At 40.7% G+C, this 26594-nt stretch carries 23 protein-coding genes; 15 read left to right on the top strand and 8 right to left on the bottom strand.

Annotation, left to right across the window (positions count from 1 at the left end; genetic code table 11):
- Positions 1–63 precede the first annotated feature (63 nt).
- The 6 genes from MMU05_RS04580 (at position 64) to MMU05_RS04555 (ending at position 5867) form a co-directional block, all read left to right on the top strand.
- Positions 64–471, top strand: coding sequence for a DUF779 domain-containing protein (locus MMU05_RS04580; protein ID WP_241140495.1), 408 nt, complete (start codon positions 64–66; stop codon positions 469–471).
- A 226-nt stretch (positions 472–697) separates the two neighbouring features.
- The gene (locus MMU05_RS04575; RefSeq protein ID WP_241140494.1) at positions 698–1858 is read left to right on the top strand and encodes a dipeptidase; all 1161 of its coding nucleotides are present in this window, start codon (positions 698–700) and stop codon (positions 1856–1858) included.
- Positions 1859–1927: 69 nt separating this feature from the next.
- The gene (locus MMU05_RS04570) at positions 1928–2656 is read left to right on the top strand and encodes a VIT1/CCC1 transporter family protein (protein ID WP_241140749.1); all 729 of its coding nucleotides are present in this window, start codon (positions 1928–1930) and stop codon (positions 2654–2656) included.
- 151 nt (positions 2657–2807) lie between these two features.
- Positions 2808–5234 carry a DUF5686 and carboxypeptidase-like regulatory domain-containing protein gene (locus MMU05_RS04565; protein WP_241140493.1) on the top strand — a complete coding sequence of 809 codons (2427 nt, stop codon included), beginning with the start codon at positions 2808–2810 and terminating at the stop codon, positions 5232–5234.
- Positions 5235–5379: 145 nt separating this feature from the next.
- Positions 5380–5604 (top strand): DUF2683 family protein, encoded by a 225-nt coding sequence (locus tag MMU05_RS04560; RefSeq protein WP_241140492.1) that lies wholly within the window; start codon positions 5380–5382, stop codon positions 5602–5604.
- The gene (locus MMU05_RS04555) at positions 5601–5867 is read left to right on the top strand and encodes a Txe/YoeB family addiction module toxin (RefSeq protein ID WP_241140491.1); all 267 of its coding nucleotides are present in this window, start codon (positions 5601–5603) and stop codon (positions 5865–5867) included. The genes MMU05_RS04560 and MMU05_RS04555 overlap by 4 nt, the downstream gene beginning before the upstream one ends.
- An 81-nt stretch (positions 5868–5948) precedes the next feature.
- On the opposite strand, the gene MMU05_RS04550 is transcribed toward MMU05_RS04555, so the two are convergent.
- Positions 5949–6980, bottom strand: a complete 1032-nt coding sequence (locus MMU05_RS04550; RefSeq protein ID WP_241140490.1) for a DUF4407 domain-containing protein — start codon at positions 6978–6980, stop codon at positions 5949–5951.
- A 275-nt stretch (positions 6981–7255) separates the two neighbouring features.
- Here MMU05_RS04550 and MMU05_RS04545 point away from each other — a divergent pair, with 275 nt between their 5' ends.
- The 4 genes from MMU05_RS04545 (at position 7256) to MMU05_RS04530 (ending at position 12129) form a co-directional block, all read left to right on the top strand.
- Positions 7256–7921 (top strand): GDSL-type esterase/lipase family protein, encoded by a 666-nt coding sequence (locus MMU05_RS04545; RefSeq protein ID WP_241140489.1) that lies wholly within the window; start codon positions 7256–7258, stop codon positions 7919–7921.
- Between the two features lie 214 nt (positions 7922–8135).
- Positions 8136–8429 carry a thiamine-binding protein gene (locus tag MMU05_RS04540; RefSeq protein WP_241140488.1) on the top strand — a complete coding sequence of 98 codons (294 nt, stop codon included), beginning with the start codon at positions 8136–8138 and terminating at the stop codon, positions 8427–8429.
- 158 nt (positions 8430–8587) lie between these two features.
- On the top strand, positions 8588–9751 hold the full coding sequence (locus tag MMU05_RS04535; RefSeq protein WP_241140487.1) for a hypothetical protein: 1164 nt from the start codon (positions 8588–8590) through the stop codon (positions 9749–9751).
- A 2-nt stretch (positions 9752–9753) separates the two neighbouring features.
- Entirely contained in the window at positions 9754–12129 is a 2376-nt protein-coding gene (locus tag MMU05_RS04530; protein WP_241140486.1) for an OmpA family protein, read from the top strand.
- A gap of 588 nt (positions 12130–12717) precedes the next feature.
- Here the strand turns inward: MMU05_RS04530 and MMU05_RS04525 are convergent.
- From MMU05_RS04525 to MMU05_RS04515, 3 genes are all read right to left on the bottom strand, one after another.
- Positions 12718–13644 (bottom strand): glutaminase, encoded by a 927-nt coding sequence (locus MMU05_RS04525; protein ID WP_241140485.1) that lies wholly within the window; start codon positions 13642–13644, stop codon positions 12718–12720.
- Positions 13645–13777: 133 nt separating this feature from the next.
- Complete coding sequence (locus MMU05_RS04520; RefSeq protein WP_241140484.1) at positions 13778–15241, bottom strand: hypothetical protein; 1464 nt, start codon at positions 15239–15241, stop codon at positions 13778–13780.
- Between the two features lie 108 nt (positions 15242–15349).
- Positions 15350–16750 (bottom strand): hypothetical protein, encoded by a 1401-nt coding sequence (locus tag MMU05_RS04515; RefSeq protein ID WP_241140483.1) that lies wholly within the window; start codon positions 16748–16750, stop codon positions 15350–15352.
- A 197-nt stretch (positions 16751–16947) separates the two neighbouring features.
- Between MMU05_RS04515 and MMU05_RS04510 the strand changes: the two genes are divergently transcribed.
- The 5 genes from MMU05_RS04510 (at position 16948) to typA (ending at position 21423) form a co-directional block, all read left to right on the top strand.
- Entirely contained in the window at positions 16948–17292 is a 345-nt protein-coding gene (locus MMU05_RS04510; RefSeq protein ID WP_241140482.1) for a PadR family transcriptional regulator, read from the top strand.
- 125 nt (positions 17293–17417) lie between these two features.
- Positions 17418–18104, top strand: a complete 687-nt coding sequence (locus MMU05_RS04505) for a hypothetical protein (RefSeq protein ID WP_241140481.1) — start codon at positions 17418–17420, stop codon at positions 18102–18104.
- Positions 18101–18724 (top strand): hypothetical protein, encoded by a 624-nt coding sequence (locus MMU05_RS04500; protein WP_241140480.1) that lies wholly within the window; start codon positions 18101–18103, stop codon positions 18722–18724. The genes MMU05_RS04505 and MMU05_RS04500 overlap by 4 nt, the downstream gene beginning before the upstream one ends.
- Positions 18721–19425, top strand: coding sequence for a hypothetical protein (locus MMU05_RS04495; protein ID WP_241140479.1), 705 nt, complete (start codon positions 18721–18723; stop codon positions 19423–19425). The genes MMU05_RS04500 and MMU05_RS04495 overlap by 4 nt, the downstream gene beginning before the upstream one ends.
- Positions 19426–19617: 192 nt before the next feature.
- Positions 19618–21423 carry a translational GTPase TypA gene (gene typA, locus MMU05_RS04490; RefSeq protein ID WP_241140478.1) on the top strand — a complete coding sequence of 602 codons (1806 nt, stop codon included), beginning with the start codon at positions 19618–19620 and terminating at the stop codon, positions 21421–21423.
- A gap of 188 nt (positions 21424–21611) precedes the next feature.
- On the opposite strand, the gene MMU05_RS04485 is transcribed toward typA, so the two are convergent.
- From MMU05_RS04485 to MMU05_RS04470, 4 genes are all read right to left on the bottom strand, one after another.
- Positions 21612–22820 carry an ATP-binding protein gene (locus MMU05_RS04485; RefSeq protein WP_241140477.1) on the bottom strand — a complete coding sequence of 403 codons (1209 nt, stop codon included), beginning with the start codon at positions 22818–22820 and terminating at the stop codon, positions 21612–21614.
- Between the two features lie 128 nt (positions 22821–22948).
- Complete coding sequence (locus MMU05_RS04480) at positions 22949–23788, bottom strand: hypothetical protein (protein WP_241140476.1); 840 nt, start codon at positions 23786–23788, stop codon at positions 22949–22951.
- On the bottom strand, positions 23697–24392 hold the full coding sequence (locus tag MMU05_RS04475; protein WP_241140475.1) for a hypothetical protein: 696 nt from the start codon (positions 24390–24392) through the stop codon (positions 23697–23699). Before MMU05_RS04475 ends, MMU05_RS04480 begins: the two co-directional genes overlap by 92 nt.
- Before the next feature lie 594 nt (positions 24393–24986).
- Positions 24987–26441: an NADP-dependent isocitrate dehydrogenase gene (locus MMU05_RS04470; RefSeq protein ID WP_241140474.1), complete on the bottom strand. Its 1455-nt coding sequence runs from the start codon at positions 26439–26441 to the stop codon at positions 24987–24989.
- Between the last annotated feature and the right edge of the window lie 153 nt (positions 26442–26594).

Genomic DNA, 26594 nt, shown 5'->3' with positions numbered 1-26594 from the left:
ACAGGTATGGACTGTGGACCTTGTCTATGGTCAAAGTAGCTTTAAAAATAAAACCAAAAAACCATGACACAAGCGACCAATTTACCAAGAGTCCTGATTTCAGAAGCTGCGATGGAGGTGATTGACACTTTAAGAAAACGCTTTGGAACAGACCTGATGTTTCACCAAAGCGGAGGCTGCTGTGACGGTTCATCGCCGATGTGCTTCGAAAAGGGTGATTTTAAAGTAGGCGCCAGTGACATTTGGATGGGAAAAGTCTATGGCTGCGATTTTTTTATGAGTGCAGATCAATTTGAATACTGGAAGCATACCGAACTTACCTTGGACGTGACACCGGGAAGAGGCAGCAGTTTTTCGATTGAAATACCGATGGGAATCCGTTTTTTGATCAGGTCAAGGATTTTTACGATGGAAGAATTTGAAAACCTGATTCCGGTAAAAACCGGGGAAGAGGTTTTGGAGGAAAACTGACAGGCTGAAAAAATACATTGCTCCTGTAATTTCTTTTTGTAATTCTGATTTCATACTACTAACCCTAAAAACACGGATCGAAGATCCGTTGCACAGGCTATGGACTGTCAACCGTGGACTTATCAGATTAACCGCAGCTTTTTTATTAAATTTTGAGTTAGCGGCAAAGCAGCGGATAATCATATTTCATTTTTTGCTTATCTTAATAGCCAAACCACCTATACCTATGAAGCAGGCACTTGTTGCATTTATAAGCCTTTTTTTAATCTATTGGATTGCAACGATGGTCGTACCGGGAATTATAGAAAAAGATGGGAATCCTGTCAAATCCCTCCCACCATACAAAGTCTCACCCGAAGCTTTGGCACTTTTCAATTCCTTCGAGTTTGTCGCAGACCTGCATTGCGATGCTTTGCTGTGGGGAAGAGACTTGACCAAGAGGTCTGACCATGGACATGTGGATTTTCCGAGAATGCAGGAAGGGAATGTTGCGATGCAGGTATTTACGGTTGTCTCCAAATCTCCCAAAGGCCAAAATATGGAAGCCAACACTGCCGATGCCACTGACAACATCACCCTACTCAATATCGCCCAGGGCAGGCCTGTATCCAACTGGTTTAGCCTGATGAAGCGAACGCTATACCAATCTGCCTTACTACAGGAATTTTCAGATGGTTTCGATGGGCAATTCATGATCATCAAGTCACAAGAGGATGTTCAGCAACTGGCAGAATCCAGAAAAACAGACAAAAACATCATTGGGGGGCTATTGGGAATCGAAGGAGGTCATGCACTTGAAGGAAAAATAGAAAACCTGGACAAAGCTTATGAAGCAGGAGTCAGGCTTATCGGGCCTTCCCACTTTTTTGACAATGAACTAGGTGGCTCTGCGCATGGTATGAGCGGGGAAGGCTTGACCAATTTTGGCATAGCCGTAGTCAAACGGATGAATGAACTGAACATGATCATTGATTTGGCACATGCTTCGCCAAAGATGTTTGACGATATATTGGCTCTTTCTACCAAGCCGGTGATGGTTTCCCATACCGGTATCCGGGCAGTACTCAATTCTCCCCGAAACCTTTCCGATGATCAGATCCGAAGGCTGGCATCCAAGGGAGGGATTATCGGAATTGCCTTTTTTGACATGGCTGTAGGGGAAGATGAAATCAAAGGAATCGTGGCCTGCATGAAGCGTGTCAAAAACCTTGTCGGAATCGAGCATGTGGCCCTTGGGTCGGATTATGACGGCAGTGTGGGTGTTCCTTTTGATATCACAGGCCTGCCCATCATCGTCGAGGCCCTGATGAAAGAGGGTTTTTCTGATGACGAAATCAAAGCCATCATGGGAGAGAATGTAAAGAGATTTTTGATGGAAAACCTGTAATTTCCATTGCCTTTGGTTACTTTCTGAGAAAGAAAAAATCAATGAATGGATGTTGTTTGAAACAATATGATGCAAGAAGCCAAAATTCATAAGGAAATCAGTTTTGCAGGAAACATACAAAATTACCTACGTGAATTTGTCTACGGAGGAATCGATGGCGCGGTGACAACTTTTGCGGTGGTCGCAGGTGCCGTCGGGGCGGATCTGGATACTTCGATCATCATCATTTTGGGATTTGCCAATCTCCTTGCCGATGGATTTTCGATGTCTGTCGGCGCTTACCTTTCTGCCAAGTCTGAAAAAGAAAATTACAAGAAACACAAGAATATTGAATATTGGGAAGTCGAAAATATCCCTGACAAAGAAAGGCAGGAAATCGTCGAGATATACCAAGCCAAAGGTTTTGAGGGTGAATTACTGGAGAAAGTCGTCGACGTCATCGTGTCTGACAAAGACCGGTGGGTAAATGAGATGATGAAAGATGAACTCAACATGATGGAAGATTCCAAAAGCCCTTTCAAAATCGGATTGGCCACTCTTGCTTCCTTCATTTTGATAGGGCTTATCCCTTTGATAGTTTATGTATATGATTTGATTTGGAAAACTGATATTGACCTCTTTTTCTGGACAAGTTTATTTACGGGTCTGGCATTCTTGGTGGTGGGTTGGCTGAAGAGTTTTGTCAATCAGACCAATACTCTCAAAAGTATTTCAGAAACCTTGTTATTGGGCTTTCTTGCTGCATTGGTGGCATATTTTGTAGGTGACTTTTTGGAATCTCTTCTCACAAAATTTTAAATGGAAACAATCGATCAGGTAATCTTACGCTTGGACCAACAGGACAAAGCCTCCAAAACTTCTATTTCGGTCACTTAAAACCTGCTTTGGTGTAAATAGGAAAACATTTTCACGCAGGACGGGTATAAGAATTAGTTTAGAGATTCAATCTATGAAAATCAGCCACATACTAATTTTGATTAACCTGCTATTTTTATTTCCCTTAACCATTTTTGGGCAAACCTTGCTCTCAGGTCATGTTTACGACCAAAAAACAAACCAACCGATCCCTTTTGCCAATATCCAGGTCAAAGGAAAAGAACGAAAGGGGACGACAACAGATGTGAGGGGTTTGTTTAGACTGGATCCGTTTGTAGACAATGAGGTTTTGATCATTTCACATGTCGGATATTTTCCACAAGAAATTACCCTCCAAGCTTTAATGTCCCAGCCGGATATTTTCTTGGTGTCAAGGACTGTTGAATTGGGCGAGGTACAAATCCTTGCAGGTGAAAACCCTGCCTTGCCCATCATCCGCAAGGCAATTGCCAACAAAGACCTGAACAATCCTGACAGGCTGGATTCATATCGATTTACCAGTTACAATAAAATGGTCATGACTTTGGATGGACTTAACGAACAGCCTGAAGTGGATGATACCACAGTAAATTTTCTAAAAGGAGGGCACATTTTTATGACTGAAAGCTTCTCCGAAGTGGTATTCAAAAAGCCGGGAAAAAGGAACGAAACGGTCAAAGCCTCCAAAATGTCGGGTATAGAAAACCCTCTGGTTACCATGGCCTCCAGCAGTTTTCAACCCTTTTCATTTTACACAGACCATATCAAAATCCTGGAAGTCCCTTATGTCAATCCACTTTCCAATGACGGATTGAGAAAATACGATTACTTCCTCGAAGACAGTATCCAAAATGAAATCGGCACTTCTTACATCATCAGCTACCAACCCAAAGAAGGCAAAGTCTACCAATTGGGTAAAGGACTAATGTACATCTCCTCTCTGCAATATGCCTTGGAAAATATGGTCATCAAACCATCCGACCCAGATACAAACCTGCTTTTTGAATTGCAACAAAAGAACCGTTGGGATGGCAAAAATTGGTTTCCTGAGCAACTGAACAGTATTTACCTTGCACCGGAAATGGAATTTGAGGGGAAAGCTTTTAAAATCACCAACCAGACTTTCCTCTCCGAAGTACAAATCAATGAGCTCGATCGGAGTACGAAGTTCGGACCGATTGCACTCAATTTTGACATTCAAAATGACCTTTATGATTGGAGTAATCTCCGTTTGGATTCACTTACTTCCCGGGAGTATCTCACCTATGTAAGGTTTGACAATATGCCCGAAAAAGACAAAAGACGTCTCAATATGGCCTCCAAGTTATTGACCCAACTGAGCTCGGGAAGAATTCCATTGGGCCCTGTTGATCTGATTCCAAACAGGGTATTGAGATTCAATAGATTTGAAAGTGTGGGATTAGGGTTGGGCATGTCCTCCAATGAAACCCTGTCCGATGTTGTTAGATTTGAAGGGTATTTTAGGTATGGATTCAGAGACAAAGGCTGGAAATATGGAGCAGGAACAGAACTCAGGTTGGATAAAAAATATGACTCCAAATTACTTTTTTACTACAGCCAAGACATCTCCGAACCGGGAAAAATGCTGTTGCCCAAAACAAATTCGTTCAGTTCCACAGGTAACATCTTCAGAAATTTCCTTGCAGACCGCATGGATGAAGTGGAACGCTACTCTGTAGAATTTTCCCAAATGCCCTTAAAGGGCGTCAGATTGGGCTTTTTCGGATCAGTAGAAAACAGGGCTAATGTATTGAATTATGCTACAGGAGTTCCTTCGGATGATTTTCCGAGAGTATTCACGGCAACGGAAACAGGCATCGACTTCCGTTTTGTTGGGGGAGAAAGTGTGTCGAGAATCGGAAACAACCTGATATCATGGACAATGTCCTATCCTGTCGTCAGCTTGCGGGCGTCCAAAGCCATTCCGGATGCGATTGGAGGAAATGTGGATTTTTGGAATACCGAGTTCAAATTCCAACACCAATGGAGTTCCGGCAATTCTCTGAATCAATTCCACCTTTCGGCACATGGCATATGGGGAGATAACCTGCCGATTTCCTACCTCAATACAGGTTATGGTATCAATGTCGGACAGAGGAACGCTTTGGACTTTGCACTGTCGTTTCCGGGATATTTACAGACCATGTTTCTGTATGAATTCCTTTCTGACAGGAGTATGCATGCGAGCTATTCCCATCAGACAGGTCCTTTGTTTTACAAAAAAGCAGGGAAAGCAATTTTTGCCCCGCAACTCAAATTTCACCAAAGCTTTGCTATCGGTAGTTTGAGTAATCCAGAGTTTTATGATTTTGTCGATTTCAAAACCATGGAAAAAGGTTATCTCGAATCGGGCATTGAATTAAACAATATACTCAAACAAAAATCAGGACTTCAATACCGGGGATGGGGACTCGGTGCTTTTTACCGATATGGACCTTATGCAAATCCGACATTTAAAGAAAACCTGACCATCACTTTGTCGATTACTGCTTCATTTTGATGTGAAGAATTACAAAACAAATCCTACAGAAAATAAATCCAGATTGCGCATCCACATTCCTAATCACATCTCAAGGTGATTAGAATTGGTTTTGTTAAATAGGGGCAGATACGTTAAATTTGATAATAAACAGATAATCAAGAGAATGGAATCTAAAGATATTTTCATTGTACATCCTCAAAACAAGGAGGAAGAAACTGTATTGAAAGCTTTTATGAATGCTCTAAAAATCAAATTTGAGGTTACAAAGGATGGTAATTATAACCCAGATTTTTTGGTAAAAATTGAAAAAAGCGGAAAGCAGTTTGCTAATGGGGAATTTGTGAGCGTTGAAAAGGATCAACTTGAGGAATTTTTAGGGCTTAAATGAGCTACACATTAGATTTTTCAAATCAAGCCAATGAAGATATTGCCTTCCATAAAAAGGTGTGGGACAAGGCAATTTTGAAAGAACTCTTGGTTTTATTAAATGAACTTTCTGATCATCCATTTGTAGGTACAGGCAAGCCGGAACCATTAAAGTATGAATTAGCAGGATTTTGGTCTAGGAGAATAAACCGAGAACATAGATTGGTGTATCAGGTTGGGAAGGAGAAAGTTCTTATTTATTCTGCAAAAGGACATTATCTTTAGATTGCTTAAAACCTCAGCTTTCCGAATGGTTTTTCGCCAAAATGCTTTCTTCCAACTTCGGACTTCAAACAAATTTTTAAATCAAACCCTCACCCCATTTGCAGTTCTGAATACCTGAATATTCTGCTCGCTCTTTTCCCGGGTTTTGACAGTTTGTTCATTGGCATATACCTGAACCCTCAATTCTGCCAAGTCCAACAATTCGTCATAAAGTCCTCTAGGGGATATCAATTTGACAAAAATCGGTGCGGTCTCCACTGCCACAAAAAGCAGCATGATCATGATATTGGCCCAAAACATGGCATTGCTCTCTTTGGTCAAAATCTCCAAAGCATCCAATCTCGCTGCCAATCCATCAAATCCGTCGATATTGGGTTGGATCTTATCAAATTCCGCCTTTCTCAAAGCAGTCAGTTTTTTGATTTCAGAATCCAAAGTATCCATTCTAACCTGATGACCGGCACGAAGTGCTTCCAAGTCTTTTTGCGCTACGTCAAGTTGCTGTTCTTTTTTCTTGGCATTGCTTCCCAATCCGACTATTCCGCTGGTTCCGTCGGTTTTGGTACCGAAGCGCTCGAAATCATATTCCTTTTGGACTTTGTCCCGAAAAGCTGTAGCGGTAGCAACCTCAGATTTTAGGCTGTCTTTTTTGGCTTCCAATCCATTGATTTCAGAAAATCCAGCTTTCAAAGCTTCCTTGCTTTGGGCGATCATGGCAGTTTTTTTCTCATCCAATTTCCTGTTGATTTCCCTTTCGAAAATCTTAAGTTCCAATGGTCTTGAGATCACGATGGCCAACAGCACTGCAAACACCAATCTTGGCAAAGCCATCTTCCATTCCGCCCAAGCATTGTTGCGCTTGCGCATACTTGCCACGATAAACCTGTCCAAGTTGAAAATCATCAAACCCCAAACCAACCCAAATCCGATAGCGTACCAGGGAGATTCAAATACCGTATAGAGCGCATATCCCGCAGAAATCGCTGCCAAAAGTCCTGTAAAAAATACAGTTCCGCCGATGCCGACATATTTGTGTGTTTCGGTCGGTGTTTTGGCCAACAGGGGCGCATACGCACCGGAACAGAACCAAAAGAATTTGGTGATTTTATTCATAATCGGATGGGATTGCTTGGAATACAAAACTGCTAACAAAAAACGAACTAGAACCTGCGAAAGTATGGAGTTTTTGGTTTCACTTGATAAAAATGGGATAGAATCAGGGAAATAAGGTTTAGAAACAAGATTTGGGTAAAAAAATCTCTCAAACCACGGGGAGGTAATGACTTCCAATATTCTGTCCGAATCTGGAAAACTTTAGAAAAGTGTTCATTTTTTGTCCGAAATTGGCACATCATAAGTTTAAAGCAATTATTGAAAAACCATTGAATATGAAAAATCCTTTTGGCACAAAGATCCTTCTGCTTGTTTTCTTTTTTTCCTACAGTTCGGCAAATATCCAGGCACAGGAAAATAGATTCGCAGGTGAGGTTGCGGCTTTGGTCGTCAAATACGCAGATATTCCAACTTATAGAGGCGGAATTGTCTTTACCGGAAGCTCAAGTATCCGTTTATGGAAAACATTGGAAAAAGACTTTCCAAAATCGAAAATCGTCAATACCGGATTTGGAGGATCACAGACAGATGACCTTTTGCTTTACCTTGATGAACTGGTCATCAATTTTGAACCCAAAAAAATCTTTATTTATGTGGGGGAGAATGACATCAATGCCGGCAAACCTGTCAGGCAGGTGCTCAGCGAATATGCGGTACTGATGGAAAGGGTAAGCACGAAATTTCCGGAGACAGAATTTTATTTTATCGGAACCAAGCCAAGTCCAAGCCGTTGGGAGAAAAGAGGTCAAATGATGGCCCTTAATGAGGAAGTCAGGATGCTGGCCCAAAACAAGGAAAAGGTAACTTACATCGATGTTTGGACACCAATGCTTGACAAGTCAGGAAGTCCAAATGAAGAATTATTTGTCGAAGACCGTCTCCACATGAATGCCAAAGGCTACAAAATCTGGAAGAAAGCGGTGAAGGAGTACTTGAGGTAGGGGGAAAAGTTGTATTGGTTGTAATTGTTCTATTTGTTGTAAGGGTTGTCTGCTCTGCGTTACCAGGTTCGTCACCCTGAGGAACGAAGGGTCTCACTTATTATCATAGTGACAAATTCGGATAGAGACTCTTCGCTTCACTCAGAGTGACGGAGACCTCCCTCGTTTCTCGCATCTTTCTCAAATCTCACGTCTCAAATCTCAAATCTAAACCATGTCCAAAACCATCAACCTCGGAATTCAGATCGTCCCAAAAAGCAAAACCCTTGACAGTTATGCTTTGGTGGACAAAGCCATTGAAGTCATCCAAAAATCAGGCGTCAAATATGAAGTCACTCCATTTGAAACCGTCATGGAAGGCCCACAGGACAAGCTGATGGCGATAGCTTTACTTGCACAAGAGGCCGTATTGGCAGCCGGTGCGGATGAAGTATTGGTATATTACCGGATGCAAATCAGAAATAACTCCAATGTAACCATGGAAGAAAAAACGGCTAAATTCAAGTAGGAAAGCAGGATTTTACGACCTGAAACCTACACTATCAAATATTGGCAAACCGTCGGATTTGACTTTTTATTCTTGAACTTTAAACTTTTTTATTTTTTTGATTTTAGAAAAAAATCAACCGATATTCCGTGGAAACAACTGCTAAACCAGCCCGAAAAATGATCCGGATTTTTATCTGTTTTCTATGCCTGATACTCTTTTCATATGAAGTAGCTGCACAAATCAAAATAGTCAATTACGATATTCTTTCCAATGAAATCAATGGAAACATGCCGATGCCTTCTGAGGATATTTTCTTTGTAAAAGGCACTTTGCCTAAGAATATTGAACTCGTAGAAGTCAAGGTGCTGAGGGGAGGAAGATCGTCCAACATAGAAAAAACCTATTCCTGGGAAAAACCATTTGATTTTGAAATTTCCCAATTTGAATTATTCGTCTCTGACCCATTGAGAAGTAATGAAAATTACCTCTTTGAGTTCAGCTTTTTCAAAAAAGCAGAACCTGTCCAGCTTGAAGCCATAAAAAGATCCATCAACAACAACCTTGAATCCTACATCAGGGCCAATCTCGAGGTTTCCTCAAGAGGTATCAGGGCCAACCACCCAAACCATGTCATGATGGCCCAGATGGATCAGATCGTGATCGATGCTTTGGAAGATTACCGGCATTATTTAGGAAAAGAATTCAAAGGATTTAGCGGAATATTCCGTCAAAAACTGGAACAGAGAGACCGCCTGAAGCTCAGGAAAGCAAGGTTTAACATCACCGGCAAAAACAAAGAAGACAACGACAAAGCGGTGTATGCCAACCAATACATCAATGAACTCATTGCCGCAGCCCAAAACGAATCGGATCAATTTGTAGACAACAGCTTGCTGACCTTGGTCGAAATCAGGAGGATAGATAGTTTCCCGACTGAAAAGAAACCTTCAACCTTGCCGTTGAATTTTGGATATGCGACTATTCCTTTCAAAAGGTACTTGCCGGATACCCAATATCTACATGGATTTTACACGGGAGTTTCCATTCCTTTGGGCAACAGGACATTCACCAAGTTCCTTGGGAATACCTCCTTTTCTGCAGGTGTATTTATCCAAAACTTTGAAACAAAACAAGGAGACAAAATCACCGGACAATTTATTGGGGTACCGATGTATGCCGGTATAGGGTATAAGTTTTTCCGGATTATGAGGTTCAATGTTGGGGCTGTTTTGGTCAACCAAGAAGAAATCAATACCGGAATCAGCAATGATTATGTGCAGTTTTTTACTGGAATCAGCTTGGAATTTAACCTTTGGATGGGACTCAATAAATTACGGTAAAGATGAAAACAAGAACCGTTCTTTTATTGCTTGGCCTCATTTGCATTTTTGGGAGAGCATATTCCCAGCAAAAGGAATTTCAGTGGAGGATCGGGGCAAGCGGCGGATTCACTAATTATTATGGTGACCTCACCCCTTACAGGCTCGACGGGCTGCATAATTGGGATGCAAACAGGCATTTGTTTTACTATAATGAAAACTATGCTGACCGGCCTTCCTATAAGATATTTTTGGAGAAGCAGCTGAATCAGACCATTGGACTCATGCTGAACTTTGGTAATTACCATTTTGGGATGAGTGACAGGTATATTCAACGTGACGGGGATCTGTACCTAGAGAACCCCAACTTTGCCCGGGGATTGAATTTTCAAAACCATACCCGTGATCTTGGGCTTTCATTTGTTTTCAAATCAGACAATGACAGGCTACTTTCTGCCAATTCATTGATTGCCCCTTATTTTACAATCGGTTTGGGTTATATCCATTTTGAGGTGAAAGGCGACCTGTTGGATGGTGATGGCCAACGCTATGACCAGAATTTGCCGGGGATAATCCATGATGGGATTTATGAGACAAACCTTCCGGATTGGAATACCGAGTTGGTCAATGGCTATGACCAAAATTCATGGTATGCTAATTTTGGTTTGGGTTTCAGGGTCCGATTAGGATCAAGGGTTGAGTTTTTTGCCCAATCTGATTTCCTGCATACTTTCACTGATTTCCTTGACGATGTCAGCGGCAGGTACAGGATGGAATATGACAATGATTTTCAGGCTTATGCAGCCAAACCGGGGACAAATGTAATTGATCCTGAAAGCCCCTATCGCGGCCATCCTGACGGTGCCAAAGATTGGATCATTTACCATGGGATCGGTTTGAAATTCAATTTCGGGGCAAGCAAAAAGACTTTTAAAGCACCAAGACTGAGCTCTTATCATCCATATAGTCCTATAAACCAAAAAGAAACCTCAAAATTTCAACCGGAAAACAAACTCGATTCATTGCCTGAAAGACAAGTCAAAATCACCAATAATTTTAATTATACTTTCCAATTGATCGAAACTGAAAGGTTAGACAGTTTGGCTTATGCCACAAAAATCCTGGCATTTGAGCAGGAAATCCAAAAAAGAGAAACCCGGATCCTGGAGGGAAAAACAACAGAAAGAAGGCTTTTGGATCTTTCCCGGACTTTTGACAGCCAATATGAAAATCTGGAGAAGGACACAAGGTTGGATCCAAAAGAAAAGCAGGATTTATTGCTTGCTTCAGAAAAAGCCAGATTCAATATCAGATACAGTATGGACAGCCTTTACCGCAGGCAGGGGGAACTTTTTCAGGAAATTGACTCGCTAGCAGAGCTCAAAAGAAACCTTCCTCTGGAGCAAATGGTTTTGGTTCTCCCAAATATGGATAGTGTTTTTCAAAAGCAGGTCGCGGTTTCAGATTCTGTTTTCCGTGATTCAGCCTTGAGTTCGGAAAAAAAGGATCTTGCTACTTCATCCACAATAACCAATACACAAGAAAACGGGGAAAACACCGATAACCAGGCAGCCCCGATGTCCATGGCCGCGTCAAATCAGGAAACTCTCTCGGAGGCAAGAAGAATCCAAATAGAAGAGGAAAACAAATATCTGAAATCTGAGCGGGACAGGATTTTGAGGGAGTATAGTGACTACCAAAAAGCCAATAAACCCAAAAAGCAAAAACCCCAGTACATTGAAAATACCAGAACCATCCAAAAAGAAAACACAGTCGCAGCCAGGGATGAGGGACAAAGACGAAAAAGATGGTGGTGGCCTTTTGCTGCAGCAGGAGGAGTAGCCACGGTGGTGGCTTTGTCAGACAACAGAGATAATGACAATACTTCTATTGACTCTGCAGCTGTTGCACAGGCATTTCTGGAGAACCAAGAGACGATATTGGCAATTTCTTCCGCCATGATTGGGGTGGATCTACGCGGAATAACTTTGGAGGGAGATTCAGCATCAATGGCTTTGGAAATCCCCGTTGACTCGCTATCCAATGAAGAACCCAAAGTACCGCTATTCAAATCCAAGGAAATCGTCTATTTTAAGCTGAACCAAAGGATCCCTGATGCCTCAGAAACCGAAAAATTAAGCCGTTTAGGCCAGTTTATGAAAAACAATGAAGGGTATCTACTGGTGGTAACAGGGTTTGCAGACAATACCGGAAATGTGAATTTCAACCTCAGGCTGGCGGAAGAACGTGTGAATTCCGTGGCAGATTTTCTGAAAAATGAATTTGGGTTGGAAGATGAGCAACTCCGACTGGAAACCGGCGGTCAGGTCATCCGAGGAACACGCCAAACTGCCAATGAACTTGACCGAAGAGTGGAAGTGAGGTTGGAGAGGAAGTGATTGGGTGAAAGGTTAATTGGTTATTTGGTTATCAATGTTGTAGTGGTTGTAATTGTTTTAATTGTTGTCTGCTGCGCGTTGTTGGGAGATTGTTTAAATGGTTATTTGATTAACTGGTTAACTGATTTTTAATACCCGAATTTATTGCCATTAAAAATATCTTCTGGACCAAGTATCTTGATTCTCAAACAGATTTCCCAGTCGTACCTCCTTACTTACAAATGACATAAATTTAAATTACCCCTCGGCAGGCTCGGGGAACAGGGATATTGGGTTTATTAGGTGGAGATGTGAAAAGCGGCTCTGCCGCTTTTCACATCTCCACCTCTTCTTCAACAAGATTCCGGTGGCCGATCCCGATCGCTATCGTGGACGAGGCCTAAATAGAATAGTCTGAATATCATTCCGTATTCTGAGCATTTTAAAAAATGTTGACGATTCGAAAAGAAAAGGAAAATTTTCTTTGATTCTTTTCAATCCATTTTCAAAGCTTGGTCTTGGCACATCATACTTTGTCCAAAAATCTCGCCTCTCGTTTCTCGTCTCGCGCTTCTGTCTTGATACTTGATACTAAAATCTTGATACTTCCTACTTTCTTTCTTCAAATAGAGAATATTTCAATTTTTCCCTCAGCAGTTGCAGGGCTTTGACTCCTTTTGGAGAATTGCCTTTTCCATTGAGCGGCGGACTCCAGACGGCGACAGAAAATTTGTTTGGCATCACGGCGACGATTCCTCCACCCACACCGCTTTTTCCGGGCAAGCCCACACGAAAAGCAAATTCCCCCGACTCGTCATAAAAACCACAAGTGAGCATCAATGCGTTGATCCTTTGGGTATCGATCGGGCTGAGGATTTCCCTTTTGGCATAAATTGAATATCCATGATTGGCCAAAAAGGAGAACGATCTTGCCAAGTCCGCACAACACAATTCGATGGCACATTGGCCACAATAAGTCCTGATGACTTCTTGGATGTCATTTTCGAAGTTGTTATAAGCTTTTAAAAAATAGGCCAAAGCCGTATTCCTTTCCGAGTGGGCGATCTCCGAGTTCATCACCGATTCATCGATTTGGACGCAGGTTCTTCCCACGATTTCATTGATGAAAGCATGGATTTCTTCCAAGGGATTTTGGTGTAATGTGCTGAGCGCATCGGTGATGACCAATGCCCCGGCATTGATAAAGGGATTTCTTGGGATTCCTTTTTCGAATTCCAGTTGCGCAATCGAGTTGAAAGGATTACCGCTTGGTTCGACATTGACTCTGGACCAAAGTTTATCTTTGAAAACATGGGCGACCATTGTCAGGGTCAGGACTTTGGAAATACTTTGAATGGAAAAAGGAATCTCAAAATCTCCCGCTCCATACACTTTCCCCTCCCGATCCACCAAGGCAATCCCAAAATAATCGGGATTGACTTTTGCCAATTCGGGGATATAGTCAGCGACTTTTCCTCTAAAATCCTGGTCCTTTAATTCATGGTAGATGTCGTCAATGATTGCTTGGTAGTTCATGCTTTCAAAGTGATGAATTTTTCTTTCAATTATCAAAATGCAAGTTGAATAAAACAACGATCAATCTCTTGATAGTTGTTTATTTTTAAAAAATATGAGGGAATTATGTAGCAACTTAAATGGTATCCTATCCTTACCACTGTTTCAATGCCAGTTTCTTTTGTTTATTAAGGATATTCAATGGCAATTTCCAGCCAAAATCAAACCTGAATCCATCTAAAGTGGCTTCCTGCTCAAATTTTATATTCGTGGCCTCAACCTGATAGTCCGCTTCAAATCTGCTGATGACAGGAGACCCGAAATTCCTCGAAACATTCAAACTCATGAAACTGGAATTGAAAACCAAAAACTCCAAGTGCATACCTGCATTGAAAAACATATACTTCCGTGCTTCAATGGGCAAAGGCCTAACCACTCCTGTCACGTCAATCCTACTGCCATCCTCAAAAATCCTAGCTCCACTTGTGGTCCGATAGATGTAATTGTTTTGATGGGTGTTGTCTTTTAACAAAAAGTAAGAGCTGAAACTCGGTCCAAATCTTACCGTCTTGAGATCTGAAATCGGAATATCATATTTGAAAGTCAAAGGTACAAAAGGCGTATTGATTCCATAAACCACCCAATCCGTCCAGAATGGCTGATGGGGTCCATAATCAAATGAAATATTATTACCCGCAGAAAATTGTCCATATCCTGTCTCCAATGAATACCTGCCCATTTTATACCCCAAGACGGTACTGAACTGACCACTGCTATTAAAATAAATGTCCTGTCTTGGTGTTATAGGATCTTTAATCCTAAAACCTCCATAAGCCATTAGATAAAAACCATCAGCATTGGCCAATTCATTTTTGATCATCTTATTTTGGTTGTAATAGCGTTGGGGGATTTTCTTATAGTGTTTGCTCCAATTGGAAGTATTGATGCCGTAACCCAAAAATGCGGATGCAAAGGAACCATTACTTCTGACCTGGTGAACAGCCATTTGGTCGAATTTATTATAAATCGGGATATTGTATTGTTCCATCCGATAAAGTCCCTGTTGGTATCTAAGGCCGATAAGGAAATAATTATCCCTTCTATTTAAAATTTTATAGCCTACTTCAGCATTCAGGCCTAGACCTAATCTGCTTGTGATCAATCCTGTCTCAATCCCATCATTAGATTCTCCTTTGCTTAAAAGGTTGAAAGGAGCTGGTGGGAAAATCACACTGAGACCGGATTCCAAGTAAAATCCGCGATTTTGGAGATTGAGAAATGATTTTCTTATGAACAGTCCACTTTGAAAAACATTCTCACCTAAAAAGGTAAATGGACTTAGATTATTTTCACCAAAAGATCTCCAGTGATTTCTCTTGACCAAATCCAATTGAAGTCCCAACTCCAGGCCATTGCCTATTGCATAATACCCCGCCAGACTACCATGCCATGCCAGTCTGGTATAGGATCGAAATACTGGTTCAAAAGCAGAATTTTCAAAATTCAAAAAAGACTTTGAAGGCCCACCTGAAAGCTCCAAATTGAATTTGCCCTGTCCTTTGGATTCAGTCACAAAAATCATCAAAATCAATCCCAACAAAACAAACTTTAATTTCATAGAAAAGGGGAATAATTGTTAAATCATATTGTACTAACTAAAAATTGGTTGGAATATTTTACGAAGTTTAAAAAATAAAATACTTGGATTATCTCAAATCAGCTAATTTTATTTCTTAAACAACACATTCAAAGGCAACTTATACCCTAATTCCAGCATAAAACCATTCAGCGTGCCTGAACTCTCAAAGTTCACAGGCTGACCGTTCACCTCTCCTGTCACATCCATCAGGCCTACTTTTGGACTGCCAAAATTCTGGGAAACCTTAAAATTCAATAAACTTGAATTGAAGATCGGGACTTCGGCAAATATGCCCGCATTGAAAAATATGGCACCTTTCGGATCAGTAGGATTTGTTCTAAAATCCAGGTTAAATTTTCCGTCAGGTCCTGTACCACCGAAACTTCCTTCTCGGAGTCTTTCTCCATTGGTACCTAAAGCGTAGAATGCAGAGAAAGTGGGCCCAAATCGAAGCCTATTTTTATCACCCACCTGAAAGTCATATTTGAGAGTCAAAGGAACAGTATTTACCACAAAGCTTTTGTTGAGATTCATGTTAACATTTGTTCCTGCAACAGATACATTAGTACGGGTATTAAATAGTGCATACCCAGTTTCCACGCTCAAAGCATTGAATCTGTAGCCTGCCGCAAAAATACTTCCTCCCGAAATATGTGAAAACTCAAGATTGGGCTCTCTTTCAGACTTTGGCCTAAAGCGGAGAAATCCTGAAACCATCACATACGGACCACTTTTCCAGGCTAGATCTCTTTTTTCATCTTTTCGGTCAGGACGGTTTGACCGGAATTGTTCCCTGCTGCTTTTATTGCCAAAATTGATCCCGTAACCTACGAAAAGCCCTGTATAGGATCCTTTCCTACCTATTTCTGTTTTGTAATTTGAAGAGGGAAATTCTCTGTCAAGCGAATTCAATTCACTTAATCCTTGGTGATGTCTAAGACCAAATACAAAATAATTCATCCTTTTGGTATAGAATTTTATTCCGGTTTCAAGCCTGAAGTTTGCTGCGAAAGCTGTTTCTTCGGAACCAAAGACAATACCGGAACCGGAACCTTGCTGGGGAAAATCATAATAATTATTGACTGTTACCCCGATTGAGGGTTGAACAAAAAGAGCATACTTTTCTTTTTCCCAATTGTACCTTGTACCAATACTATAATTACCGAAAAAATCTGAGAACCTCCATTTGACCATTGGATTGGTGTCAGGAAAATTCGGATAGAAAATTGTCTTCTGAGAATTTCTAACATATTCAGCCTGTAATGACAATTGCCATGGACCTTTGATCCTGTAAAGGAAATTAGCTCCAAGATGGTAATCGAATGGGGTCGAAACGCTATACTCCGGGGACTGCGGACTGACAGAAATAGCATTATGAGACTTTTGAGGTCCACCGTAGAGCTCCAGGTTTAGTTTTCCTTGTCCATAAGAATTTTGGAAAATGGAGAAAAGGAGCAGGATAGGTAGGTAAAAGTAAATTTTTTTCATGACAGGATAGATTTTATTAATCCAAAGATAGTTGGTTCCAACTAACCCTGTCTAAGTCAAATTCAAAATTTTGTTAAAATGTTAGTTAATCAATGTTAAACTCCCCTAGTCATGGAACTCAAAGAATTGTATGCATAAATTTCTTATGTATATAATTTTCTTTTATATTCGCTTTCTATCCTGATTGCGATACTCACATGTCAAACAACAACCTGATCAAAGGAAGCCTGCAGACCATTATCCTCAAACTGCTCGAGGAAAATGAAAGAATGTATGGCTATGAAATTACCCAAAAAGTCAAGGAATTGACCGCCGGGGAAATCAAAATCACGGAAGGTGCCCTCTACCCTGCCCTGCACAAGTTGGAAGCTGATGGATTGCTGACCACAGAAATCGAGCAGGTCGATAACCGGGTCCGTAAATACTACAGCCTGACCAAGGGTGGTCAAAAGGAAGTGGACAACAAAATGGCCGAGTTACAGGGATTTGTAGAAAACCTCCAAAGAATCCTGAATCCCACCTGGAATCCTGGATTGACATAACCTTTGAGTTTTTTGGAACCTCGAAGGTTTGTTTGTGAAACCCAATGTTTTGAATGAAAAAAGTAAATCTAAAAACCGAATCCTTCGAGGTTTAAAAAGAAACCTCAAAGGATAAAAACAAATACATGCGAAACCTGACTGCCATAGAATTACAAGCCATCAAATGTGCCATCGTCCGAAAAGAAATCTCTTCGGCTGAAATCCTCATGGAAGTCTATGACCATTATGTCAGCCACTTGCAGGAATTTGAGGAGGATGATTTTGACGGTCAAATGGCAGAACTCGAAGAAAAATTCACTTATGGTTATTGCCATGCCTTGCAGGCAAATCTTCAGAAAAACCTCAGAAAAGACATTTCAAAAAGCCAATGGCTTATCATAAAAAACTACTTCTGCTTTTCCAAACTGATATACAGCCTTGGACTTTTGTTGATATTGTTCACTGTCTCAATGAACCTCAGGTCTGAAGATCAATACTTTTTGATGATGTATGTCCCGATAATTTTATTGGCTGTTTTCTCCATTTTTGTGCTATTCAATTGGCGAAAAAGAACCCGGATCGCAAAAAGCATTTTCGCAGAACAGAAAGACATCATCAAATCCTATTTATCCGAAGCCTTGGTCTTAAGGATTACTTTGCCGGTTCTCATTCTCAATGGATTGCTTCAAATGTCAAAGATATTCTTGAACATTCATGAAATTCCTTTTGCGTTCCTTCCACAGATCAGTTTGGTTCTTACTATGGGTCTTATGTTTTATGGGATTTCCCTTTTCGAAGTCTGGAAAATCAAATCCAAAACATCTCTGATATGAAACTCTCCAAACCCCAAATCGAAAAGATAAACCAATCCATCCAAACGGGGATTTACTACCAAGACATTCGCTCTGAATTGGTGGATCACTTGGCATCAGCCGTCGAGCAGGAAATGGAAGAAAGTACGGTATCATTTGAATTGGCTTTGGATCAACAGCTCGCAAAGTTGAATCTAGACAAGTTCCAAAGACAGATTTTGATCAGTCATCATTCTTCCGCATTCAAAAAATTATTGGCAGGTTGGCTTAATCCGGAAAATTTTGGTTTGGCCCTGCTCGCATTTTGCGTGACCTATTTCCTGATCCGTATTGGTTCCATAGAAGCAAGCCACACGTATTCTACGTTCCTGATTGTGATGATCACTGTAAATACGGCACCGTTTTTTTATAAGCTTTTCACAAAGCCCATGCGCAATAGCAGTGAGTTTATGTCCGTCATCAACAGCATGTTTTTACTGTACGTGTGCATGTCATTTTCTTTTGACTTGTTACTGGAATTTTCAACCATTCCAAAGCAAATCTTCATGCCCGCCTTTATGGGAATCTTAGCCGGGCAACTGATCATCGGGATCAGGTTGGTCAGCAATACTTATGAAAAATTGAAACTTACCAAACAATGAAACTCACCAAACCCCAAATCGAGCAACTCAAAAACCTGATTTCCAAAAAAGGATATCCTGAAATCGATGTCCAATATGAAATCCTGGACCATGTGGCCTGCAAGGTGGAAACAATGCTTGAAGAAAACCCGAAACTTAACATCGGGGAAGCCTTTCAAAAAGTACATGCTTCATTTGGGATTTTTGGATTCAGTGGATTGGAGGAGTCTTATAAAAAGCTGATAGAAACCCGCCTGACGAAATATTTTTGGCAAGAATTGAAATCCAATCTCCTAAGCATCAAGATATTGGTTCCTTTACTTTTGACTTTTTGTTACTTCCAAAGTGCGTATGTTTTAGAGAAGTATTTCAGTTTCGGTGATGGAGGCGAATTTTTGATTGGTTTGTTATTCTTGGCTTTTGTAATGGTTTGGTGGTTTTATTCCTTTGGCAGAGGTTTCCGGAAATACAAAAACTATGCCTCATGGAGGGGAAATCAAGGGATCTTGATGTTCACTTATCTTCCGCTTCAGTTTATGATACAGGGATACAAATACGTGGGGAACTTTAATTTGCTAGACCCATCAACTTTGGGTTTTTGGCAGGTTTTTGCGGTTCTATTTGTCTTTGCCGGCCTGACCATCCTGACTGCCCTTCCCGGAGTTTTCACAAAATCCCTTGAAGACACAAAAAAACTAGAGGAAGTTTATAAGTTGGTTTGATTTCCTTATGGCTTCCAATCTCCGCAACCTTAATACTTTTCAACCTTCCCAACCTTCCAATCCAAATAGAAAAACCTTCCAACTTTTTTAACCTTCCAAACTTTCCAACATTAACTTTTCATTTCCTTTTTGAAGTGTATCAAGAGTAAACCAAATATTCTCCCTACCTTTGCACCCTAATTCAATTTTACAATGCTTAATATTCGGAATATCGCGATTATCGCACACGTTGACCACGGCAAAACCACCCTGGTGGACAAGATCATACACGTTTCCAAAATCTTCCGTGAAAACCAACAGTTTGACGACCTGATCCTGGACAGCAATGACCTAGAAAGGGAAAGAGGAATCACCATTCTTTCTAAAAACGTTTCCGTTAGGTACAAAGACCACAAGATCAATATCATCGATACCCCTGGTCACGCCGACTTTGGCGGTGAAGTGGAAAGGGTACTCAAAATGGCTGATGGGGTCATCCTTTTAGTCGATGCTTTTGAAGGACCGATGCCGCAGACCCGATTTGTATTGGGCAAAGCATTGGCACTTGGACTGAGACCGATCGTGGTGGTCAACAAAGTAGACAAAGAAAACTGCCGTCCTGACGAAGTACATGAGGCTGTATTTGACCTGATGTTCAACTTGGATGCTACCGAAGAGCAACTGGAATTCCAGACGCTGTATGGTTCGGCAAAACAAAACTGGATGGGTCCTGACTGGAAAAATCCGACTGACTCTATCCTTCCTCTATTGGATGCGATTATCGAACATATCCCTGAACCGAAAATCGACGAAGGAACATTACAGATGCAGATCACTTCCCTGGATTATTCCAGCTTTGTGGGACGTATCGCGATCGGCAGGGTAAAAAGAGGCTCCATCAAGGAAGGCGCTCAATTATCCCTTTGCAAAGCAGACGGTGTCATCAAAAAAGTGAAAGTAAAAGAATTGCAGGTTTTTGAAGGACTTGGAAGGGTAAGAGTAACAGAGGTACTTGCGGGAGATATCTGCGCAGTCACCGGCATCGAAGATTTTGAAATCGGCGATACTTTGGCCGATCTCGAAAATCCTGAAGCTTTGGTAAGGATTTCTATTGACGAGCCTACCATGAACATGCTCTTCACGATCAACAACTCTCCGTTTTTTGGCAAGGAAGGCAAGTTTGTAACTTCACGCCACCTGAGAGACAGGTTGTTCAAAGAAACTGAGAAAAACCTCGCACTTCGCGTGGAAAATACAGATAGTGAAGATAAATTTTTGGTCTATGGCCGTGGTATCCTCCACTTGTCCATCTTGATCGAAACCATGAGAAGAGAAGGATACGAACTTCAGGTTGGTCAGCCACAGGTGATTTTCAAAGAAATCGACGGAGTCAAATGCGAACCAATCGAAACATTGGTGGTAGATGTACCCGAAACAACTTCAGGAAAAGTAATTGAACTTGCTACACAAAGAAAAGGTGAACTCCTGATCATGGAACCTAAGGGTGACTTGCAGCATCTTGAATTCAAAATTCCTTCAAGAGGATTGATCGGATTGAGAAACAACATGCTAACCGCAACTCAAGGCGAAGCCATCATGAACCATAACTTTTCTGCCTATGAGCCATTCAAAGGCCCGATCCCGGGACGTATCAACGGTTCGTTGATCTCTATGGAAGGTGGACAGTGTACTGCTTACGCGATTGACAAATTGCAGGATAGGGGAAATTTCTTTGTAGATCCAGGAGACGAACTTTACATGGGTCAGGTTATCGGAGAGCATTCCCGTGACAACGACATCGTGGTCAATGTGCAGAAAGGCAAGAAACTGACCAACATGCGTGCTTCCGGTTCGGATGACAACGTGAGGATCGTTCCTGCCAAAAAATTCTCCCTAGAAGAAGCCATGGAATATATCCAAAAGGATGAATACCTTGAAATCACTCCAAAATCCATCCGTATGAGAAAAATCTATCTGGATGAGAATGAAAGAGGAAGAATGGCGAAGAAGGATTCTTAAGAAGTGGGAAGTTGGAAGTATGAAGTACGAAGCTTCCGTCATTCTGAACGAGCTTTGATAATTCTTGTCCTTAAAGATATACCTTCTGCGAAGTGAAGAATCTCGATTGAGGTTGGAAGTAAGAGGTAAAAGGTGCTGAAAACTTGAAAAAAAATGAAAATCCCCTAGGCGAAAGCTTAGGGGATTTTTTATGGGATTTCATATTCGTGAAAGGGAACAACTTCTATCCTATTGTCGTCTTTTTCAAAATAATCCTTTTGGTCTAGAGTGACCAAATAACCTTTTTTTAGGCTAAAAAAAGACATAGCTTCCCAAAGCCCTTCTAATTCCCGGTCCATATTTTCAGAGGATAGTTTATAACAAACCTGTACCACTGCCAACAATCCTCTTCTATCAAAAACCACAAAATCGCATTCCTTTTTTTCAGAAAAGTAATAGATCTCATTGTGTTTCCTTCGCAATGTGAGAAATACAAGGTTTTCAAACCTCCTACCGAAATCTTGGGAAAAAGACCGGGAGTTTGCAGCAACCATTCCTGTATCAATGGAATACACTTTCTTTGGATTGATGAGTTGCTTTTTTTGAGAATAGCTGAATTTGGGAACGAAGAAAAACAACCAACAAGCTTCCAAATAAGAGAAATATTCCAAAACGGTACTTGTTGCCCCGATCTCCAGGACTTTTTTCAGTTGGTTACCAGATACAGGCTTACCGACATTTGTGATGAGATACACAGTGAGTTGCTGTAGAGATTTTAAATCCCTTACTCCGTACCGTTGGGCAATATCCCTCACCAAGAGGTCATCCAAAAGCTGGTTTAAGATTTCCTGTCTTTCGGATTTCAAAAATTCCGGAAACCCGCCAAGTTCTACATATTGACTTACACTTTCGATACTTATGGGCAGATTCCTGAACTCGCAAAACTCCTGAAAAGAAAATGGGAAAAGTTCTTTTGTAATATGTCTTCCAGTCAATTTGGTTCCCAATTCCTGACTCAATAGCGATGCATTCGATCCTGTGATTATTATCTGGAATCCTTGATCCAATTTTTGCCTCACAAAAATTTCCCAACCTTTTATGACCTGGATTTCATCGAAAAAGAGCACTTTCCCTTTGTCTTCCGATATGAGCAGATCCAATTTTTGAAAATCAGACAAATCAAACCCATATAGCCGCGGATCTTCAAAGTTCAGGTAAATGGCGTCAGGAAATCTTTTGCTTAGCATTTGTAACAAAAAAGTACTTTTCCCGCATCGCCGTATTCCTGATACTATCAGGGCATGACTGCTGAGGACAGGCAATTCAATCACTTCAAACCGCTCCAAGCCAAACGCCTTTTTTTGAAGGTCGGTTTTTTGGGAAGCCAATGTTTCCTGAAGGATTATCTGCGAAAGCATAATAGTGTTTTTTGTAAAAATACAATATTGTTGTTTACTAAACAATAATATTGTTGTTTACCAAACAACAATAAAAAACCGGAACATCTATGCCCGGTTTTTTTCTTCTCTTATTTAAAAATTTAAGTCTATTCCACCACTTTAAATGAAAACAAACTATTCCATCCAAACTTGTCAGGATCTTCCTCCCAATTATTAATCGTATTTTCAAAAATCAGATGATTGTTACCTCCAATTCCATTATTGACTTTATAGACTAAATTCCCAATTTTTACAACTTTGCCAGGAACATCCAATTGTTTTTGAAATTCGAAATTATATGCCCCATTGTTAGTATGAAACGATATAGAATATATCCCAGGTCTTCTCAGGATTAAAGAGGTTTTCATTACATACATGTCATTTTCGAAGATATAATTCATTTCAGCACCGGCAGAACTAAAGGGAAACAATCCCCCTTTTGTATTAACAATATTAAATCCACCCAATCCACCAGGCTGGTCTGGTTGATCCTTTGACTTATCCAATAATTGAGTACATCTTATCCAAGCAAAGAAATTAAAATCCTCAAAAGAGTATGTAAAATCTTGGTTAAACGAAGTCAACTCTTTGTGAAACTCAACTTCTACGTGAATAGTGTCTCCAATATGATAAGCTTCTTTCACAGGACTAACAGTAATCGGAATTTCAAAATCAACAGTTAGGTATTCCTTTTCTTCAGATAAACAACTGAAACCCATAATGAAAACCATTCCAACCCAAATGATAGCGCGGATAGTAAATAAATGATTTGAATCAATTTTCATAATTTTGAATGATTTCATAATGATAATTAAATTGTCTTGCCTTACTTGTTTACGCTTCAAAGGAGTTCCTTTATTCAACAATAAAAGAGAAAGTACCATTTTTAAAATAATCATACCCAGCAGTCTCAAGCCATTTTCCGTCAGTGGGTATGGTGTTTTCAAAAATCAAATGATAATTGGTCTTTCCATTTGTATTAACACTATAATTGATTTTGTTAATAAAATACCCTCCCATTTTATCATTTTCAAATCGTTCTTTTGTCTTTCCGTAAGTTTCATCCACTTGAAAGAGAGTAAGTGTATAAACACCCTTAATTTGAGGAATAATTAAAGTTCTAAATCCTATTGAATTGTCGAGTTCGACGAATTTGATTTCAGCAAATTCTGAACTAATCTTTGTAATCTTACCTTTTTGAGACAAAAGCTCCATTTGACCTGTTGCACCATTTTGTTCAATCAGTGATTTATCCCTTTGAGTCAAGGAATAGATTCCCATTCCTATTTCAAAATCTTCTATTTTGAATAAATGATCAATAGAACCTGAAATGTCATTAATTACCTTTGGAAATTTCGTTTCTAGAATAAAAGTATCTCCCAAACTTATCTTTTCATCTTGCGGATAAACATTTACAGGGATTTCAAAATCCAAAGGAATACTTGGTTTGAATTCATCCTTACAAGATGAATTCAAAACGCCTATAAGAATAATCCCAATAAAATTTGGGATCACTCTTAAAATTTTATCAATAACCATAGCTTTGTTCAAATCGGATTACCCGGAGTACTTGGATATTTCCAGGACATTTATTTTTGGGGGATTAAGTTTTATCTTAAATCTTGGCTTAAGATTTCAAACCTAGATAAAAACCGAACTATTTAATATTAGCAATTCATTTTTTAACTAAACTCTCTGAAAATCAACGACATTATTTTTTTACCTATGTAAGATCCTGTTATAGTATCCCGGGTCAAATTGATAAAAATCAAAAAACCGGAACATCTCTGCCCGGTTTTTTTGACTATTAATCCCAAGACCTTCCTACATCGAGGTGACAAGGCAAAGGTGTTTCAGATTCTCGCTTCTCGTTTCTCGGCTCTCGTTTCTCGGCTCTTATTTTGAAGATTAGTCTAGAAGACCTCTCCTACGTCAAGGTGACAAGGCAAAGCTATTCCTGATTCTTGGCTCTTGTCTCTTGCTTCTCGCTTCTTGTCTCTCGTATCTCGCCTCTCGCTTCTCGGCTCTTGTTTCTCGGCTCTCGCTTCTCGCCCCTTAAAGCGTTCATGAACCTTGAAACATTATAACTTTTCAACCTTACAACCTAATTTTCCAATCTTTCAATTTTCAAATCTTCCAATCTCCTTACTCCCCCTGCGCCAAACTATAAGCCCTGACCCCGTCAAAAGCATATAAATGCTCCGTTTTGATAAAATCAAATCCCAATGCTTCAACCTGAGAAAGCAAATCCAAAACCTGCTTGTGGGTGATTACCGACTGACCCGCAGTTTGGAACCTGCATCTCCAATGGTCAGTGCAGAAAGTCTCCCGCATCCCTCCCGGATATACTTTGATCCCCCTGTTGGTTATCAATTGAAGAACAAGTCCATCAGCGTTTGCTTTTCTTAATTTCTCCCCGATGACATCAGGGTTTCTTCCCTCTATATCCCAATCCACAAAAACATCCACACCAATCAGTTCTTTCTTGGATTTGGTGACTGGACTCAATTTGATTTGCATGGGTGCAGTTGCAGATTTATCGAAAACCGCTGGAATAAGGCTTGAAGGCATTTGCCCCAATCTTTCGATGATAGCTTTTGCAAATTCGTTTGTGCCGGCTTTTTTGGACGAAAGGGTAGGTTGGAAGATATCTCCGGTATGGATACCATCCTCAAGGGTCTTCATCCAAGCGTTGGAGATTTTCTCCGCGATTTCCGGTTGTCCGATATGGACAAGCATCATGATGGCGCCATTGAGCAAACCTGACGGGTTGGCGATGTCCATACCTGCGATGTCAGGCGCCGAACCGTGGATTGCCTCAAACATGGCGACTTCTTCTCCTACATTGGCCGAACCACCCAATCCTACAGAACCTGTGACTTGGGCCGCCACATCTGAAATGATATCTCCATATAGATTCAACGTCACAATCACATCAAAAATCTCCGGTCTCTCTGCAATCAAAGCACACCCGATATCAATAATCTTGTGGTCAGTCTGAATCTCAGGATATTCCTTCGCTACTTCCAAAAAAGTCTTATGAAACAAGCCGTCTGCCAACTTCATGATATTGTCTTTGGTCATACAGGTCACTTTCTTGCGTCCGTATTTCCTCGCATATTCAAAGGCATAGCGGATGATTTTTTCAGATCCTGGTTTGGATATCAACTTCAGGCATTGATAAACCTCCTGCGTCTGTCTGTGCTCAATTCCGGCGTAAAGGTCTTCCTCATTTTCACGGATTATGACAAGGTCAGTTTTTGGAAAATAGGTTTTCACAAAAGGCGAAAACGCCTTGCAAGGCCTGACATTGGCAAATAATCCAAAGGATTTTCTGGTCGTCACATTCAGACTCTTGAATCCTCCACCTTGCGGGGTAGTGATCGGGGATTTCAAAAATACTTTTGTCTTTCTCAAAGAATCAAAAGCGCCGGGCTCCATTCCCGAACTGATTCCCTTAAGGTAAACCTGTTCACCGATTTCAATCACCTCATATTCCAACTGCGCGCCTGCTGCTTCGAGGATTTCGAGCGTGGCCTTCATGATCTCGGGACCTATTCCATCACCGTAGGCTACGGTGATTTTTGTTTTAGCTGACATATATAAAAAGAGTTAGTTTAGTTTTGAATTACCCTGCAAAAATAGGAAAATTAGCCGAAAGGCTTGGACGACTTTCCATAAAATACCATAATACCAACCATAAACCGCAGCTGTGCCATGTTGTAATTCCGTGACAACCAACCGGTCTTCAAG

The sequence above is a fragment of the Cognataquiflexum rubidum genome (assembly GCF_022538115.1).
GTDB classification, from domain to species: Bacteria; Bacteroidota; Bacteroidia; order Cytophagales; family Cyclobacteriaceae; genus Cognataquiflexum; species Cognataquiflexum rubidum.
Note: the sequence above shows the minus strand (reverse complement) of the source record. Positions and strands in the feature narration are given on the sequence as shown.